The following is a 15,789-nucleotide window of genomic DNA, read 5'->3' as shown; positions in this document are numbered from 1 at the left end:
GTTCCACGGATATGACTCTATGGGTCCGCACTGCCACGTCGGTGGCGATATCGGCGCGGAAGAGCCCTCCACAGAGATCGATCGGCAATCGGGACCGGTGGGTCGCCACGCGAAACTGTGGGACTCGTCAACACGACGATTGTGTCTCGGTACCACATTACCATAAACAATTATTATAGTCCGGCATCTACACGTAACCGTCATGGCGACAAGCCAGCAGACACCGACGACCACGTATCACACGTGCAGCTGTGGTGAGGCGTTCGAGAGCACGGACGAGCTTCTCGAACACGCACGAGAATCGCACGGGCTCAACGTATTCTGAGCCGGCTGGCTGGCGCCGATTTTTTCGGTCGGGAGCCGTCGAGCTACGCTTGTCGCTCGATGTCCGGCCGAACACTGAACCGCGTGTACCCCCCGTGAGAGAGATCCAGCGCACCGAGCCACCAGTTCCACCGCTCGACCAGTGAGTACCCCTCGGGAGCGTCCGCGAGGTTGTCGACGACGGTTTCCGGTGTCAGTTCCGCATCGAAGTCGGCAGCGAACTGCCCACCCTCCGCCATATCGCGTGCCTGCCTGGCGACGACGGAGATAACCGCCTCCTCGGCGTCGAACGCACCCCGGAGTTCCCCTTCGAGTTCAGTTCTGTCCACGGGTGTCAGTTGGTCCCGAGAGCCTTGAATCCACGGCCGATTGCGTGGCTACGCGTCATCCACGTGCTGCCGAAAAAACGGCGAGAACGACCGGTCGTCCGCGTCGCCCTTCGCTGCGGGTCGGCTACGGTCCCGCTTCGATCCGAAGCTTCGTGCGCTAGCGCTTACTCAGCTTCGCCTGCTTCACGGGTCGCCCTGCGGGCTCCCCGTTCCGCTACGAGGCCGACTCCCTCGCTACGCTCAGTCGTCGGCCTCGCCCTTCTCGATGGGCGCACCGACCAGGTTGCCCCACTCGGTCCAGGAGCCGTCGTAGTTGATCGTGTCGTCGTACCCCAGCAGTTCGTGGAGCGCGAACCAGGCGACCGAGGAGCGCTCGCCGATGCGGCAGTAGGCGACCGTCGTGGAGTCGCCGTCGATGCCGTGTTCGGCGTAGAGCGCTTCGAGTTCGTCGTAGTCCTTGAACGTCCCGTCGTCGTTGGTGACGGCCGCCCAGGAGATGTTCTGTGCGCCGGGGACGTGGCCGCCACGCTGGGCGGTCTCCTGGAGTCCGGGGGGCGCGAGGATCTCGCCGGAGAACTCCTCGGGCGAGCGAACGTCGACGAGCGGTAGTTCACGCTCGATGGCGTTCTCGACGTCCTCGCGGTAGGCACGGATGGACTCACGCGGGCCGGAGGCCTCGTAGTCGACGGCGTCGAACTCGGGTACCTCGTCGGTCAGTTCGTAGTCGTTCTCGACCCAGTACTCGCGGCCGCCGTCGAGCAGCTTCACGTCGTCGTGGCCGTAGTACTTGAACTGCCAGTAGGTGTAGGCGGCGAACCAGTTGGAGTTGTCACCGTAGAGGACGACCGTCGAGTCCTCGCTGATGCCGTGGGCACCGAGCAGGTCCTCGAAGTCGTCCTTCGAGAGGATATCCCGCGTTGTCTGGTCCTGGAGGTCTGTCTCCCAGTTGAACCCGATGGCACCGGGGATGTGGCTCTCGTCGTACAGCTCCGTGTCGACGTCGACCTCGACCAGCCGGTGGGCCGAGTCGTCGCTCTGGAACTCGTCGAGGTGCTCGCTGACCCAGTCGGCCGAGACGAGCACGTCGTTGGCGTATTCAGTCATAATGCATTGAACCGTTAGTCCACCACACATATATTACCACGAGTGTCGGCAGGTACGTCCAGTCCTCCCTTGCACCGGCATATGTTGCCGTCATCTGCACGAGCCACTACGGCGTCGGCTCGCCGAAACCGGCGGTCGTCGGCGCGAACCACGAGCGGGCGGCCGGATATCGAGCTGTGGCGTGAGAGTGAATCACAGTGATAGTTTCGAGGCAGCTTTTGCTTCTACCTTCGACCGGGACCAATAGGAGTTTTCAAGCCGTCGGGGGCGATAACGGCCGATAATGACAGATATCGTCTCGGCCGACTGGGTCAACGACCGCCTCGGCGCGCTCAAGCTGGTAGACGTGCGGGACGCCTGGGAATACGACGGACTCGGCCACCTTCCGGGAGCGGTGAACGTGCCCTTCGAGACGTTTCGGACGGGCGAGGACGACAGCGACGGGATGCTCCCCACAGAAGAAACCTGGGCAGCCCTCCTCTCGGAGGCCGGCGTCGGCGGAGACGACGAGATCGTCGCCTACGACGACCACCACGGCGTTTTCGCCGCCCGGTTCCTCGTGACGGCGGAGCTGTTGGGCCACGATCCCGACCGACTCCACCTGCTCGACGGCGACTTCTCGGCCTGGCAACGCTCCTTCGGGACGACGAGCGAGCCGACGGCCGTCGAGCCGGCGGACTACGCCGTCGACCCGCCCGACGAGACGCCCCTCGTCGGTCCCGAAGCGGTGTCGGCGGCGGCCGAGGACCCCGAGGCCGTCGTCGTCGACACCCGCGAGCAAAGCGAGTACGCGGCGGGGCACATCCCGGGCGCGGTCCTCCTGGATTGGCGGGATCTGGTCGACACCGAGAGCCGCGGCCTGCTCCCCCGTGAGCGAGCCCTGGAACTGCTCGCAGCCGCCGGGATCGTCCCGGAGAAACGGATCGTCCTCTACTGTAACACGGCCCGGCGGATCAGCCACACCTACGTGGTCCTCCGGGAACTTGGCTTCCCGGAGATCGGGTTCTACGAGGGGAGCCTCACCGAGTGGGAGGCACAGGGGCGCCCGCTCGTGACCGAGTCCGAGTAGGCTACGAGAGCTGTTGTTGGGTCGGCGACCGGTCTTCGGTAAGCAGGTGGATCAACTCGATCAGGAGGGCGACGACCACGGGACCGGCGATGAAGCCCACGAGCCCCAGCGACAGCACGCCGCCGGTGAACCCGACGAAGTAGAGGCTCGCCGGCATCCCCGCGGTGTAGCGGGCCAGCCGTGGGCGGATGACCGCGTCCGGGAGGAACCCCACGAGGACGAGACCGACGACAGTCACCAGGACGGCCCCGACCACGTCCCCCGCGACCACGTCGGCGGCGGCGATCGCCAGGACGACGACGCTCGGACCGACCACCGGGACGAACTGGAGGATGCCAGCGACGACCGCCAGCGCGAAGGCGCTCTGATAGCCGAGCGTGGCGAACACCGCCCACGCCATCAGGAAGGTGCCGAAGGCGGTCGCGGCCTGGAGGACGTAGATGGCGTACAGCGTCGACCGGAGCCGTCTGTGGAGGCGGTCGAGGATGTCGTGATACCGGCGCGGGATCAGCTCGTAGATCTCGTGTTTCGGCGCCGCCGGACGCCAGAGGATCGCGTAGACCAGGATCGCGAACAACACCGCTTTCAGCGCCAGAATCGGCATCAGCGTCGCCAGCGTAACCGCGAACCCCTGGACGATTCCCCTGAGTGCCAGCAGGATGTCGGCGACGTTGATCGGGTAGGCGAACTCGCCGACCCGGAGCGTCAGCGTCTCTGGGAGTTGCTGGAGAAAGACGAAGAGGTCCCGGCGGCGGACGTACAACACGCCGACGAGCGGGAGCGTGATAGCCGTCCCAGCGAGGAACGCGACGACCGTCGAGAGCATCGCAGCCACACGCTTCGAGAGCCCACGGTCGACGAGCCGCTCCGAGAGCGGATAGAGGACATATGCGACCGTGATAGCGAAAAAGACCGTCGCCAGCACGCTCGACAGTAACCACGTCGCCAGTAGCACCGTCGCGACGAAGAGGCCGCCGAGGACGTACGTCCGCTGTCGGGATCTCACGCTCGGTGTTCGACAGGCAGGGGGAAAAGCATTCCCGGCCTCAACGGACGCCGACGGTGACCAGAGTCCCGTACTCCCGGTATCGTTCCACCATCGCCTCACGGCGTTCCCAGTCCTCGGTCGGGAACTCACTCGCGGGCGGAATCTCGATCTCTCGGTCCGGGATGTTGTCCTGGACGGCGACCGAGAAGCCGGCCTCCCGGAAGGCCGCTCTGTACTGACTGCGGTCCCAGCGGGTCATCGGAACGTCGATGAACGACTGCCACTCGTGGGAGTGGACGTTCTCCTCGTAGTAGTTGACCGCACAGTGGAAGGTGCCACCGGGGCGGATCACACGGGCGAGTTCGGCGAGTGCGGCGTGGGGGTCGCTCGCGTAGTAGAACGCCTCCATCGAGAAGCAGTGGTCGATGCTGTCGGTCTCGAAAGGCAGGTGCTCGAAGTCCCCGATCAGGTAGCCGATCTGTGGGTCGTCGGTGTAGTCGGCGGCGTTGTGGGCCATCTCGGGGGCGGCGTCGATCCCGTAGGCGCGGCCCGCGTCTTTGGTCTCTCTGAGCGCGCGGCCGGCGTAGCCGCTGCCACAGCCCAGGTCCAGTACCGTCTCGCCGGCCTCGACGGGCATCCGAGCCAGGACGTGTTTGGCGGTATGCCAGTGTCGGTCCTCCATCCCCCGGTCCTTCCCGGCGGCCGCCCACTCGTCGAACTCGTCGCTGACGCTCATATCCGGACCACCGCCCGCGAGCCAAAAACCGGTTGTGTTTCGGGAGATCGAGGCCGCCCGAAGCCGGGCGATTGGTGTCGGGTACCGAACCCAGTAGCGTTATCCGGGCCGATATCACAATGGGAGAGTATGGCTCGACGACGCTACCGGATCGCTGACACTGCCCAACAGGTCGTCGGGGGATTTCTGCTCGCCGGGCCGTTCGTCGTCACCGAGGAGGTGTGGGTGCTCGCCACGAACATGAGCAACTACCACGCGGCAGTCGTGACGGCCATCGTTTTCGCGATCGGCTACGGTGCGCTCTACCAGGCCGACGCCGGCCGTGACGTCGAGACCGAGGCGGAGGTCGCCGGCGTCCCGATCCGCTTTGTCTCCCTGATGATCGTCTCGTTCGGGTCGGTGGCGACCCTTGCGCTGGTGTTCACTGCGCCCGAGACGTTCCTCGTCAAAAACGAGATCCTCCCCGACCCGACAGCGGAGCGACTCGCGGTGACGACGCTGAAGGCGACCGCTGTGGGGGCGATCTTCAGCGTCGTCGGCGCCGCGACCGCCGACAGCGTGTTCTGAGCGACCACAGACCCGCAGACTTAATGCGGGTCCGTCCGCTTTCACCGGCATATGGAGTATACGTTGGCGATCGACAACGCGCCCGATACCGTCCCGGGCGGGACCGGTATCCTCCTCTTGCACCCGAGTACCGGTGAGACAGACCGGATCGACACCGACTTCCTCTCGACTGACACCGACGCGATGTTGGTTATCTCGACGCGGACGACAGCACGGGAAGTCAAGCAGAAACTGGAGTACTACGAGGTCGACGAGGAGACCGCGACGATCCTCGATACCCTGTCGGTCGAACGTGGCTACACTCGCCGCCAGTCCAGTAACGTCCAGTACGTCTCCGCTCCCGACGATCTGGAGGGTATCGTCGAACAGACCGAGCGGTTCCTGCAAGACCACGACGGGAAACTCCGCGTGAGTTTCGACTCGGTCACGGAACTGATCTACTACGCCGACGAACAGCGCGCGCTGGAGGCAGTCGGCGACATCCTGGCGTTGCTTGCCGAGTACGATGCAGTCGGGCTGTTCCACCTCGCGGAGGAAGTCCACGACGCGGAGACGGTCGCGGCCTTCCGGGAGCAGTTCGACGGCGTCGTCGAACTCGCCGAGGACGGTACCGTCACCAGCGAGTTCTGAACCGGTGTGGTAATTCCTACCAAAGCACCAACAATTAAGAGGGAATAGAACGTTCGTTCGGCTGTATGCCGGAATGCCAGAACTGCGGTAATTTTGTCACAGCCGCCTACGCGCGGGTATTCACACCGAATGGGGTCGAGAAGCCGCGAGTGTGCCCGCAGTGTGAAGACAAGATCCGGGACGGCGCCGACGTTCGCGAGGCGCGGTCGACGCGACGAGGATAGCGTCTGGGGCCACCTCCGACTGAGTCACCTCCAGCTGAGTCAGCTCCGACTGTTTCTGTGGCCGCGTGGCCACACCACTGTCCGCTCAGTACGGCGTGTGGCGACGCCGACTGAGCCGGGAGAACAAACGTTTTGTCGGCCAGCCACGACTCCGCGAGCATGAAACAAGGCGGTTCCGACGCGGCGAAACGAGCGGCCGGGGAGTCCGCAGCCGAGGCCGTCGAGGACGGGATGGTCGTCGGCCTCGGGACGGGAAGCACTGCGGCACACGCCATCCGGGCGCTCGGCCGACAGATCGACGACGGGCTGGACGTGACGGGAGTTCCGACCTCGTTTCAGTCCCGCCAGTTGGCCCGGGAGTGTGGCGTCCCGCTGGCGGAGGTCGACGAGGCCTCGATCGACCTGGCGATCGACGGCGCCGACGAGGTCGCCGGCGGCGATCTGATCAAAGGCGGCGGTGCAGCCCACGCCAGAGAGAAGATCGTCGACGCCAGCGCCGACCGGTTTCTGGTGGTCGCGGACCCGACGAAGGCGGCCGAGAGCCTCTCCGTGCCGGTGCCAGTCGAAGTCCTGCCGGCCGCCCGGACGACCGTCGCCGCGACCGTCGAGGAGCTGGGCGGGGACCCACAGCTTCGGGCCGCCGAACGCAAGGACGGCCCCGTGGTGACCGACAACGGCAACCTCGTCCTCGACTGTGCCTTCGGCCCCATCGAGGACCCGGAGCGGCTCGCCCGCCGGCTGGCCGACACCCCAGGTGTGGTCGAACACGGCCTGTTCGTCGGACTGGCCGACGAGATCCACGTCGGGACCGAGGACGGGGTCACTGTTCGCGAGCCGTAACTGACACACCCAGCGGCATCACTTGGCCAGAGCCATCGCTACCGGGGTAGCGAAAGAAAGAAATGGAGTCGACCTTACAGGTCGCGCGGCTGGACTGTCTTGCGGTCGTTTGCCTCTGCGCGTCGGGCGGCGTCGGCGAGGAGCTCCTCGACTTCCTCGTCGAGTGCGTCGTAGAAGTCAGAGGCAACGTTCATGTCGTCGAGCGATTCCTTCACGGCGGCTTTGACAATTAGGTCTGCCATACAGTGATCCCATCCGAAGGGGGCGCTTAAATACTTTCCCCAATTATCCCGCTCTGTCCCCTATTCGCGGGGGTCTGAGGCGATTTCGATAGTTCCCTCACTTATAAATCCGTGCCTGAGAACCGAGTATAAGAGACAATTGCCGGTAGTTTCGCCGACCGCCACGCTCGCGCGCCAGCGGGACGCTGTGGCCCGCTCGCGCGACGGCGACCGAACCGACGCATAGGAGTGCCCGGCACACCGATGTGACGTATGCGTGATCTACTCGAAGCGGTCGCGGCCGGCGAGGTGAGCCCAGCCGAGGCCCAAGCGGAACTGGCGGGGTACGCGACGAGCGGCGCCGGACGGTTCGACGCGACACGGGAGTCCCGCTCGGGGGTCCCCGAGGCGATTCTCGGGGACGGGAAGACGCCGGCAGAGGTCGCGGCGCTGGCCGAGACGGCCGTCGAGACGACCGGCCGGGCGATCGTGACCCGTATCGAAGCGCCAGCGGTCACGGCGGTCAGGGAGACGGTAGCCGATACGGCACCGGCGGCGACGCTCCGCTGGGACGAGCGCGCTCGCTGGCTCGTCGCGACCACGCCGTCGTTCGAGCGGCCGTCGCTCGATGCCACTGTCGGCGTCGTCACGGCCGGAACCTCCGACGCCGTCCCGGCCGGTGAAGCCGCGATGATCGTCGGCGAGATGGGTGCGGCGGTCACCCGGGTCGACGATGTCGGCGTCGCCAGCATGGCCCGGACCATCGACGCCGTCGACCGACTGCGCGACCAGGACGTCCTGATCGTCGCCGCCGGCCGAGAAGGTGCGCTCCCGACAGTCGTCGCGGGCCTGGTCGACGTTCCCGTCATCGGCCTCCCGGTCTCGACCGGCTACGGCCACGGCGGGAACGGCGAAGCCGCCCTCTCCGGAATGCTACAGTCCTGTACGGCTCTCTCTGTCGTCAACGTCGACGCGGGGTTCACCGCCGGTGTCCAGGCAGGGCTGATCGCCCGTCAGATCGATGCTACACGGTGATCTGGTCGGGTGGCAACACCCACCAAACTAGTTGGGCACACGTGATTCAGGGGGTGGGCGCTAAGGGAACATTGTCGGTGGTCGAACTGCCGACGAATACGATGACTGAATGTGACCACTGTGGCGCGCACGTCTCGGAACAGTTCGCCCGTGTGTTCGCTGACGAGCACGGACACATCCGGGCCTGCCCCAACTGTTCGGCGAACGCTGGGATCGCCGAAGTGTCGAGAGAGCGTGCCCGACAAGTGTAAGGCCCATCCATCCGCCGTATCGACCGATGACCAACTCGCAGCACACGCAACATTACACCTACGTAGTTCGGTGCAGCGACGGAACCTTCTACACCGGTTACACGACCGACGTCCAGCGCCGCGTGGCCGAACACGACGCCGGTGACGGCGCGAAGTACACGCGCGGACGGACCCCCGTCGAGTTGGTCCACGTCGAGGGTTTCGAGAGCCGGTCCGCCGCGATGAGCCGTGAGCACCAGATCAAACAGTTCTCACGGGACCGGAAAGAAGAGTTGGTCGACGAATCGACGACAGCGTGATCCGCGGCCGGAACGCGTGAGCCACAGCGACGGGAGCTTTTTGCCCACCCGGGGCGCACTGCGGTGTATGGTATCAGACGGTGCTGCGGAGAAGGCTGCGGCCATCGAGTTCGGGACGGACGGCTGGCGGGCGACACTGGATACGTTCACGACGCCCCGCGTCCGGATGGTCGGACAGGCCGTCGCGACGGTCCTCGACGCCCGAGGGGAGACCCGTCCCGTTGCCGTCGGCTACGACGCCCGGGAGAGTTCGCGTGGGTTCGCCGAGGAACTCGCGCGGGTCATCTGTGCGAACGGGTTCGACGTACTCCTCCCCGACCGTGACACGCCCACGCCCGTGGTCGCCTGGACGGTCCGTGACCGGGACCTGGCCGGGGGGCTCCAGATCACGGCCAGTCACAACCCGCCGGAGTACAACGGCGTGAAGTTCCTCTCCGACGAGGGCGCGCCCGCGCTCCCGGGACTCACCGAGGAGATCGAGGCCGCACTCGCCGAACCGGACCCGCTGCCCGAGGAGGAGTGGGGGGCCATCACCGAGGAGTCGCTGCTCGGAAACTACCGCGAACACGCACTCGACTACGCCGACGTCGATCTCTCGGGGCACGCCGTCGTCTACGACGCGATGCACGGCAGCGGGCGCGGCGTCACCGGCGACCTGCTCGCCCGGGCCGGCGCGGACGTGACCGCGCTGCGTGACGACCTCGACCCGGAGTTCGGCGGGAGTTCGCCGGAACCGACCGCCGGGAAGGTCGGTGAACTCATCGATCGGGTCGCCGACGGGGAGGGGGAGATCGGGATCGTCAACGACGGCGACGCCGACCGCATCGGCGTCGTCACGCCCGAACGCGGGTTCCTCGGGCCGAACCTCTTTTTCGCCGCGCTGTACGACTACCTCCTCGAATCGCGGGACGGCCCGGTCGTCCGGACCGTCTCCTCGTCGAGCATCATCGACCGCGTCGCCGAGGCTCACGACGAGCCCGTCTTCGAGACCGCTGTCGGGTTCAAGTGGGTCGCCGAAGCGATGGCCGACAACGACGCCCTGCTGGGCGGCGAGGAGTCGGGCGGGTTCGGCCTGACCGACCACCTCCGGAACAAGGACGGGGTCCTGATGGCGCTGCTCGCGGTCGCAGCCGACACGGCCGAACCGCTCGACGAGCGCGTCGACCGGTTGCTGGACGCGCACGGCGAGATCCACCAGAACCGCGTCAGCGTCGACTGCCTGGACGACCGGAAGGAGCCGGTACTCGCGGCACTGGAGGAGTCCCTGCCCGAGTCGGTCGCGGGCGTCGCCGTCGACGGGATCAACACCGTCGACGGGTTCAAGATCCGACTGGCGGACGGGACCTGGCTGCTCGTCCGCCCTTCGGGGACCGAGCCGAAGCTCCGCGTCTACGCCGAAGCGGGGAGCAAAGACCGGGTTCAGGAACTGCTCGCCGCCGGCCGCGAGATCGTCACCCCGCTGGTGTGACTTACTCCGCCGGTCGGTAGACGGCTCGACAGCGGCCGGGTTCCTCCAGGGAGTCGACGGCAAAGCCCAGCGACTCGTAGAACGGCCGGACCGCCACGTCGAACTCGGCGGTAAGGGACGCCCGGCCGTCGGCCGCAGTTGTTATCAGTGCCGTCCCGATCCCCTGCCCGCGTCGACGGCGGCGGACGGCGACGGCCTCGATGTGGCAACCGTCGAGGACGAGTGCGCCCAGTACCTGCCCCTCGTCGGAGATCGCGACGAGCGTCGCGTCACGGCCGATGCTCGCGCGGACGGTCTCGACATCGACGGCCAGTACTGCGCCGTCGAGGACGTTCATCACCGGGGTGAGGTCCTCGGCGGTCGCGTCACGAACGTGCACGGGTCAGCCCTCCCCCGCGGGTGTCGACATGGCCGTCTGTGGGACCTCGACGGGCAAAAACGGACGGTGAGCGACCGGCCCTGCTCCGTCGCCCGATCCGTCTCATGCGGTTTCTTGGTGCCCGGTGTGCAGGACAGGATATGAATGCGAAGCGATCGGTCCGCCTGTCGGCCGCCCTCGTCGCCGTCGGCGGGTTCCTCGCCCTGAGCGGGACCGTCGCGTCACAGACGGTCCCGGGACTGTCGCTGGACAGCGTCTGGTTTTACGCCCTCGTCGGTGTGCTCCAGTTCGGGGGCGGTATCGGGCTCCTCTGGACCATCGTCCGGGGAGACCTGGCCGAACGCAACGAGTGATGGCTCACCCGCCCTTGATGAGTCGGACGACCGTGACGTGGTCGCTGTCGACGGGCTGGTCGGTCGGGACCGTCCGATCCTCGACCATCACCGAGACGGCGTGTGGCGAGAGGTCCAGCGACTCCACCACCTCGGCGTAGGTGGCGTCCTCGCCGACGTCGACCTCGTGTGTCTCCTCGCCGGCCACCTCGACGGTGACGTGCATAGCCGTCCCTACTGGCATCGCGGGCTTGAGTGTGTCGGCTGGTGTCGATCCGGCGAGCGTCGTCGTGATCGGCAGCCGGCCGACTCGGCTGAACGGTTCGTTTAAGGGTAGCCCACGCCTCCCCGGAGACATGAGCGAGGCCGACTCCGAGTCGCGGGCGGGGCGTGAGGAAGTGTGGATCGAGAAGTACCGCCCGGAGACCCTCGACGACGTGATGGGCCACGAGAACATCGTCGGCCGCCTCCAGAGCTACGTCTCCCGGAACGATCTGAGCCACATGTTGTTCTCGGGGCCAGCAGGCACCGGGAAGACGAGCTGTGCGACCGCCATCGCCCGGGAACTGTACGGCGAGGACTGGCGCGAGCACTTCCTCGAACTCAACGCCTCCGACGAGCGGGGCATCGACGTGGTCCGGGACCGGATCAAGAACTTCGCCCGCACCAGTTTCGGCGGCCACGACTACCGCATCATCTTCCTCGACGAGGCAGACGCGCTCACGAGCGACGCTCAGTCAGCGCTCCGCCGCACCATGGAGCAGTTCTCGAACAACGTCCGGTTCATCCTCTCGTGTAACTACTCCAGCCAGATCATCGACCCGATCCAGTCGCGGTGTGCGGTCTTTCGGTTCTCACCGCTGTCGGACGAGGCCGTCGGGGCGGAGATCCGCCACATCGCCGCCGAGGAGGGGATCGAGTTGACAGACGATGGCCTGGACGCGCTGGTCTACGCTGCCGCCGGCGACATGCGCAAGGCGATCAACGGGCTCCAGGCAGCCTCGGTCAGCGGCGACGTGGTCGACGAGTCGGCGGTCTACACGATCACCGCCACCGCACGACCCGAGGAGATCCACGAGATGGTCCAGTCGGCGCTGGACGGCGATTTCACCGCGGCCCGGGCGACGCTCGACCGACTGCTCACGGAGGAGGGGATCGCCGGTGGCGACATCATCGACCAACTGCATCGCTCGATCTGGGAGTTCGACATCGACGACCGGGCGGCCGTCCGAGTCCTCGAACGGGTGGGCGAGACCGACTACCGGATCACCCAGGGGGCAAACGAGCGGGTGCAACTGGAGGCGATGCTCGCCTCGCTCGCACAGTCGGAGTGAGTGTCGGTCGGCCCCGGTTTCAGCGACTGAAATCCGGGAACTGAACCGGTGAAACGTCTTCTATCGCCGACAGTCCTGGACACACTGAACACGTCTGAAACGGTACGAGACGCCAGTTCTCACCGCTAATAATTGCGCACTGACCCTTATGACGATCGAGTAAGCAACTATCACACACTGAAATGAACGGGTCGACCAACCGGAGGGCAGGCGAGCGTGGCCAGGTCGGTATCGGGACGCTCATCGTCTTCATCTCGATGGTGCTGGTAGCGGCCATCGCGGCGGGTGTCCTCATCGATACGTCCGGCTACCTCCAGAGTTCCGCGGAGACGACCGGCGAACAGTCCAGTGACTCGACGACGAACCGAGTGGGGATCGTCAGCGCGACGGGGAATCACTTCACGAACAAACAGGTCGGCGTGGTGAACCTCACGGTCAGACGGACGCCGGGGTCGGGACCGGTCGACCTCGGCCAGGCGACGGTCCAGTGGATCGGTCCGAGCGGCTCGTACTACCAGCTCGCCGAGAGCGGCGCATCCGGGAGTCCCGACGGCCGGTTCCTCGTGACGACGATCCAGGACGACGACGACTCGCAGCCGGTTCTGGACGATTCGGAGGACAGGTTCAGGATCACGCTCGATCTCGGTGACTCCGACAACGTCGGTGCCACCGAGTTCGGCGAGGAACTGGACGAGGGCGAGACGGCGACGGTCCGGATCACCACCACCTCCGGAGCGACCACGACCGAACGCATCGTCGTCCCCCAGACCCTCTCGGGCGGGTCCGCAGTCGCGGTGTAGCCCCCTTCGGAACAGTTTTACGCGAACGTGGGCCAACTGTACCCCAATGAGCGACCTCGACGAGGCCTATCGACTGGAGTACTTCGAAGAGGCGGGGTTTAGCCGCCAGGAGTGCTCGTCTTGTGGGGCCAGGTTCTGGGCACGGACCCAGCGCGAGACCTGCGGCGAACCGCCGTGTGAGGAGTACGGGTTCATCGACGACCCCGGGTTCGACGAATCGTACACGCTCGAAGAGATGCGGGAGGTCTTCCTCTCTTTCTTCGAGGAACGGGACCACGAACGCATCGAGCCGTACCCGGTCGCGGCCAACCGCTGGCGCGACGACGTCTTGCTGACCCAGGCCTCTGTCTACGACTTCCAGCCGCTGGTCACCAGCGGGACGACGCCGCCACCGGCCAACCCGCTGTGTATCAGCCAGCCCTGTATCCGGATGCAGGACATCGACAACGTGGGCAAGACCGGCCGCCACACCATGGCCTTCGAGATGATGGCCCACCACGCGTTCAACGCCCGCGAGGACATCGAGGACCCCGAGCAGTACGCCTACGAGGGCGAGGTCTACTGGAAGGACGAGACCGTCCAGTACTGTGTCGAGTTGTTCGAGGAACTGGGCGCCGACCCCGCGGAACTGACCCTCATCGAGGACCCCTGGGTCGGGGGCGGCAACGCCGGCCCCGCCTTCGAGGTCATCTACAAGGGCGCGGAACTGGCGACGCTTGTGTTCATGTCCCTCGAACAGGACCCCGACGGCGAGTACGAGATGAAAGACGGGAACACGTACTCGGAGATGGACACCTACATCGTCGACACCGGGTACGGTCTCGAACGGTGGACCTGGATGAGCCAGGGAACGCCGACGGTGTACGAGGCGATCTACCCCGAGATGATCGCCTTCCTCAAGGACAACGCCGGGATCGACCTCACGGACGAGGAAGCCACCATCGTCCACGACGCCGCGAAGCTGGCGGGTCACATGGACATCGACGAGGCCGAGGACATCGAGGCCGCCCGCGACGAGATCGCCGCCGAGGTCGGCGTCTCCGTCACGGAACTCCGGGAACTGATCGAGCCCCTGGAGGAGATCTACGCCATCGCGGATCACTGCCGGACGCTGGCGTACATGCTCGGGGACGGCATCGTCCCCTCGAACGTCGGCACGGGCTATCTCGCACGGATGGTCCTCCGCCGGACGAAACGGCTGGTCGACAGCGTCGGCGTCGACGCGCCGCTGGACGAACTCGTCGACATGCAGGCCGAGCGCCTCGACTACGAGAACCGCGACACGATCCGGGATATCGTCCGTACCGAGGTCGAGAAGTACCGCGAGACCCTCGACCGCGGGGGCCGCCGGGTCCGCCAGCTCGCCGACGAGTACGCCGAGTCCGGCGAGCCGATCCCGACCGAGGAACTGGTCGAACTGTACGACTCACACGGCATCCAGCCCGATATGGTCGAGGAGATCGCCGCCGAACGCGGGGTCGCCGTCGACGTGCCCGACGACTTCTACTCGGTGGTCGCGAGCCGCCACGGCGGGGGCGAAGCGGCCGAGACGGGCGACGAGACGCCCTACGCCGACCGGCTGACAGAACTGCCCGACACCGACCGCCTCTACTACGAGGACCAGCAGCGCACGGAGTTCGAGGCCGTCGTCCTGGAGGTGTTCGATCGCGAGGATGGCGACTACGACGTGGTCCTCGACCAGACGATGTTCTACCCCGAAGGCGGTGGCCAACCCCCGGACCACGGGACGCTGTCGACCGACGACATCACCGTCGAGGTGACCGACGTCCAGCGTTACGACGACGTGGTCGTCCACACCTGTGACGACGATCCCGGGAAAGGCGAGTTCGTCCGCGGGCAACTGGACGGGAACCGGCGCAAGCGCCTGATGCAACACCACACCGCGACCCACATCGTCATCCACAGCGCCCGGCAGGTGCTGGGCGAGCATATCCGGCAGGCCGGTGCCCAGAAAGGGACCGACTCGGCCCGGATCGACGTTCGCCACTACGACTCGATCGACCGCGAACAGGTCAAACAGATCGAGTTGCTGGCCAACGAACTCGTCCAGGACAACGTCCCGGTCAACCAGCAGTGGCCCGACCGCCACGAGGCCGAGGAGGAACACGGCTTCGACCTCTATCAGGGCGGGATTCCCGCCGGCGAGCAGATCCGGCTGATCCAGATCGCCGAGGACGTCCAGGCCTGCGGCGGGACCCACGTCGCCCGGACCGGCGACATCGGGACGATCAAACTGCAAAACACCGAGCGCATCCAGGACGGGGTCATCAGGCTGACCTTCTCGGCCGGGAACGCGGCGATCGAAGCGACCCACGCCACCGAGGACGCGCTCGCTGAGGCCGCCGACGTGTTGGACGTGGCCCACGAGGAGGTCCCCGAGACGGCCGCCCGGTTCTTCGACGAGTGGAAGGCCCGCGGGAAAGAGATCGAGGACCTCAAAGAGCAACTGGCCGAGGCCCGCGCCTCCGGCGGCGCCGACGCAGAGGAGATCGACGTGGGCGAGACCACCGCGGTCGTCCAACGTATCGACGCGGACATGGAGGAACTCCGAGCACAGGCGAACGCCCTCGTCGAACAGGGACAAATCGCCGTCCTGGGCTCCGGGCGGGAGGGCGCACAGTTCGTCGTCGCCGTCCCAGAGGGCGTCGGTGTCGACGCCGGCGAGGTCGTCGGTGAACTCGCCGGCCGCGTCGGCGGCGGTGGCGGCGGTCCGCCGGACTTCGCACAGGGTGGCGGCCCCGACGGGGACCGCCTCGACGACGCTCTGGCGGACGCACCGGAGATCCTGCGGTCGGTCGCGGACGTCTGAGAGGGAGGGAAAGAACGAAACCCCTTCGT

The 15,789-nt window shown here is 66.3% G+C and carries 20 protein-coding genes; 13 read left to right on the top strand and 7 right to left on the bottom strand.

The features are described 5' to 3' along the window. Positions 1–368: 368 nt before the first annotated feature. Together P0204_RS10830 and P0204_RS10825 are read right to left on the bottom strand one after the other, a co-directional pair. Positions 369–683, bottom strand: coding sequence for a WNWW family protein (locus P0204_RS10830; protein WP_465260841.1), 315 nt, complete (start codon positions 681–683; stop codon positions 369–371). A gap of 210 nt (positions 684–893) precedes the next feature. Next, on the bottom strand, positions 894–1,757 hold the full coding sequence (locus P0204_RS10825; protein ID WP_276179072.1) for a sulfurtransferase: 864 nt from the start codon (positions 1,755–1,757) through the stop codon (positions 894–896). A 283-nt stretch (positions 1,758–2,040) separates the two neighbouring features. Between P0204_RS10825 and P0204_RS10820 the strand changes: the two genes are divergently transcribed. Beyond that, positions 2,041–2,826: a sulfurtransferase gene (locus P0204_RS10820; protein ID WP_276179070.1), complete on the top strand. Its 786-nt coding sequence runs from the start codon at positions 2,041–2,043 to the stop codon at positions 2,824–2,826. Between the two features lies 1 nt (position 2,827). On the opposite strand, the gene P0204_RS10815 is transcribed toward P0204_RS10820, so the two are convergent. Further along, a complete protein-coding gene (locus tag P0204_RS10815) occupies positions 2,828–3,832 on the bottom strand; it encodes an AI-2E family transporter (protein ID WP_276179068.1) in 1,005 nt (334 codons plus the stop codon). 40 nt (positions 3,833–3,872) lie between these two features. Continuing rightward, a complete protein-coding gene (locus P0204_RS10810; RefSeq protein ID WP_276179066.1) occupies positions 3,873–4,550 on the bottom strand; it encodes a class I SAM-dependent methyltransferase in 678 nt (225 codons plus the stop codon). A 129-nt stretch (positions 4,551–4,679) separates the two neighbouring features. Between P0204_RS10810 and P0204_RS10805 the strand changes: the two genes are divergently transcribed. The 4 genes from P0204_RS10805 to rpiA all read left to right on the top strand — a co-directional run bounded on the left by P0204_RS10805 (position 4,680) and on the right by rpiA (position 6,811). Then, complete coding sequence (locus P0204_RS10805; protein WP_276179064.1) at positions 4,680–5,117, top strand: DUF2391 domain-containing protein; 438 nt, start codon at positions 4,680–4,682, stop codon at positions 5,115–5,117. 51 nt (positions 5,118–5,168) lie between these two features. Further along, complete coding sequence (locus P0204_RS10800; protein WP_276179062.1) at positions 5,169–5,747, top strand: DUF7090 family protein; 579 nt, start codon at positions 5,169–5,171, stop codon at positions 5,745–5,747. 65 nt (positions 5,748–5,812) lie between these two features. Next, positions 5,813–5,971 carry a DUF7563 family protein gene (locus P0204_RS21075; protein WP_419181080.1) on the top strand — a complete coding sequence of 53 codons (159 nt, stop codon included), beginning with the start codon at positions 5,813–5,815 and terminating at the stop codon, positions 5,969–5,971. A 159-nt stretch (positions 5,972–6,130) separates the two neighbouring features. Then, positions 6,131–6,811, top strand: a complete 681-nt coding sequence (gene rpiA / locus P0204_RS10795) for a ribose-5-phosphate isomerase RpiA (protein ID WP_276179060.1) — start codon at positions 6,131–6,133, stop codon at positions 6,809–6,811. Between the two features lie 74 nt (positions 6,812–6,885). On the opposite strand, the gene P0204_RS10790 is transcribed toward rpiA, so the two are convergent. Continuing rightward, positions 6,886–7,053, bottom strand: coding sequence for a DUF1931 family protein (locus P0204_RS10790; RefSeq protein WP_276179058.1), 168 nt, complete (start codon positions 7,051–7,053; stop codon positions 6,886–6,888). Positions 7,054–7,305: 252 nt separating this feature from the next. Here P0204_RS10790 and larB point away from each other — a divergent pair, with 252 nt between their 5' ends. The 4 genes from larB (at position 7,306) to P0204_RS10775 (ending at position 10,085) form a co-directional block, all read left to right on the top strand. Further along, complete coding sequence (larB, locus tag P0204_RS10785) at positions 7,306–8,067, top strand: nickel pincer cofactor biosynthesis protein LarB (protein ID WP_276179055.1); 762 nt, start codon at positions 7,306–7,308, stop codon at positions 8,065–8,067. 101 nt (positions 8,068–8,168) lie between these two features. Further along, on the top strand, positions 8,169–8,318 hold the full coding sequence (locus P0204_RS21070) for a DUF7563 family protein (protein ID WP_324760068.1): 150 nt from the start codon (positions 8,169–8,171) through the stop codon (positions 8,316–8,318). 26 nt (positions 8,319–8,344) lie between these two features. Then, positions 8,345–8,617 carry a GIY-YIG nuclease family protein gene (locus P0204_RS10780; protein ID WP_276179053.1) on the top strand — a complete coding sequence of 91 codons (273 nt, stop codon included), beginning with the start codon at positions 8,345–8,347 and terminating at the stop codon, positions 8,615–8,617. 67 nt (positions 8,618–8,684) lie between these two features. After that, positions 8,685–10,085, top strand: a complete 1,401-nt coding sequence (locus P0204_RS10775) for a phosphoglucomutase/phosphomannomutase family protein (RefSeq protein ID WP_276179051.1) — start codon at positions 8,685–8,687, stop codon at positions 10,083–10,085. Position 10,086: 1 nt separating this feature from the next. On the opposite strand, the gene P0204_RS10770 is transcribed toward P0204_RS10775, so the two are convergent. Then, positions 10,087–10,464: a GNAT family N-acetyltransferase gene (locus P0204_RS10770; protein ID WP_276179049.1), complete on the bottom strand. Its 378-nt coding sequence runs from the start codon at positions 10,462–10,464 to the stop codon at positions 10,087–10,089. A 140-nt stretch (positions 10,465–10,604) separates the two neighbouring features. Here P0204_RS10770 and P0204_RS10765 point away from each other — a divergent pair, with 140 nt between their 5' ends. Further along, positions 10,605–10,817, top strand: coding sequence for a hypothetical protein (locus tag P0204_RS10765; protein WP_276179047.1), 213 nt, complete (start codon positions 10,605–10,607; stop codon positions 10,815–10,817). Positions 10,818–10,821: 4 nt separating this feature from the next. Here the strand turns inward: P0204_RS10765 and samp2 are convergent, their stop codons facing one another. Further along, a complete protein-coding gene (gene samp2, locus P0204_RS10760; protein WP_276179045.1) occupies positions 10,822–11,022 on the bottom strand; it encodes a ubiquitin-like small modifier protein SAMP2 in 201 nt (66 codons plus the stop codon). 130 nt (positions 11,023–11,152) lie between these two features. Here samp2 and P0204_RS10755 point away from each other — a divergent pair, with 130 nt between their 5' ends. The 3 genes from P0204_RS10755 to alaS all read left to right on the top strand — a co-directional run bounded on the left by P0204_RS10755 (position 11,153) and on the right by alaS (position 15,760). Beyond that, positions 11,153–12,130 (top strand): replication factor C small subunit, encoded by a 978-nt coding sequence (locus tag P0204_RS10755; RefSeq protein WP_276179043.1) that lies wholly within the window; start codon positions 11,153–11,155, stop codon positions 12,128–12,130. A 182-nt stretch (positions 12,131–12,312) separates the two neighbouring features. Then, positions 12,313–12,930, top strand: coding sequence for an archaellin/type IV pilin N-terminal domain-containing protein (locus P0204_RS10750; RefSeq protein WP_276179041.1), 618 nt, complete (start codon positions 12,313–12,315; stop codon positions 12,928–12,930). A gap of 46 nt (positions 12,931–12,976) precedes the next feature. After that, positions 12,977–15,760: an alanine--tRNA ligase gene (alaS, locus tag P0204_RS10745; RefSeq protein ID WP_276179039.1), complete on the top strand. Its 2,784-nt coding sequence runs from the start codon at positions 12,977–12,979 to the stop codon at positions 15,758–15,760. Positions 15,761–15,789: the final 29 nt, after the last annotated feature.

Origin of the sequence: Haloarcula halophila, from assembly GCF_029278565.1 — an archaeon.
Lineage (GTDB): Archaea > Halobacteriota > Halobacteria > Halobacteriales > Haloarculaceae > Haloarcula > Haloarcula halophila.
The sequence above is the reverse complement of the archived record's forward strand: the minus strand, read 5'-3'. Positions and strand labels throughout refer to the sequence as shown.

Coding starts and splice junctions, on each gene's coding strand:
- samp2 (WP_276179045.1), bottom strand. CDS start 11,022: ATGCACGTCACCGTCGAGGTGGCCGGCGAGGAGACACACGAGGTCGAC.
- P0204_RS10780 (WP_276179053.1), top strand. CDS start 8,345: ATGACCAACTCGCAGCACACGCAACATTACACCTACGTAGTTCGGTGC.
- P0204_RS10800 (WP_276179062.1), top strand. CDS start 5,169: ATGGAGTATACGTTGGCGATCGACAACGCGCCCGATACCGTCCCGGGC.
- P0204_RS21075 (WP_419181080.1), top strand. CDS start 5,813: ATGCCGGAATGCCAGAACTGCGGTAATTTTGTCACAGCCGCCTACGCG.
- P0204_RS10790 (WP_276179058.1), bottom strand. CDS start 7,053: ATGGCAGACCTAATTGTCAAAGCCGCCGTGAAGGAATCGCTCGACGAC.
- alaS (WP_276179039.1), top strand. CDS start 12,977: ATGAGCGACCTCGACGAGGCCTATCGACTGGAGTACTTCGAAGAGGCG.
- rpiA (WP_276179060.1), top strand. CDS start 6,131: ATGAAACAAGGCGGTTCCGACGCGGCGAAACGAGCGGCCGGGGAGTCC.
- P0204_RS10775 (WP_276179051.1), top strand. CDS start 8,685: ATGGTATCAGACGGTGCTGCGGAGAAGGCTGCGGCCATCGAGTTCGGG.
- P0204_RS10750 (WP_276179041.1), top strand. CDS start 12,313: ATGAACGGGTCGACCAACCGGAGGGCAGGCGAGCGTGGCCAGGTCGGT.
- larB (WP_276179055.1), top strand. CDS start 7,306: ATGCGTGATCTACTCGAAGCGGTCGCGGCCGGCGAGGTGAGCCCAGCC.
- P0204_RS10825 (WP_276179072.1), bottom strand. CDS start 1,757: ATGACTGAATACGCCAACGACGTGCTCGTCTCGGCCGACTGGGTCAGC.
- P0204_RS10810 (WP_276179066.1), bottom strand. CDS start 4,550: ATGAGCGTCAGCGACGAGTTCGACGAGTGGGCGGCCGCCGGGAAGGAC.
- P0204_RS10755 (WP_276179043.1), top strand. CDS start 11,153: ATGAGCGAGGCCGACTCCGAGTCGCGGGCGGGGCGTGAGGAAGTGTGG.
- P0204_RS10805 (WP_276179064.1), top strand. CDS start 4,680: ATGGCTCGACGACGCTACCGGATCGCTGACACTGCCCAACAGGTCGTC.
- P0204_RS21070 (WP_324760068.1), top strand. CDS start 8,169: ATGACTGAATGTGACCACTGTGGCGCGCACGTCTCGGAACAGTTCGCC.
- P0204_RS10820 (WP_276179070.1), top strand. CDS start 2,041: ATGACAGATATCGTCTCGGCCGACTGGGTCAACGACCGCCTCGGCGCG.
- P0204_RS10765 (WP_276179047.1), top strand. CDS start 10,605: ATGAATGCGAAGCGATCGGTCCGCCTGTCGGCCGCCCTCGTCGCCGTC.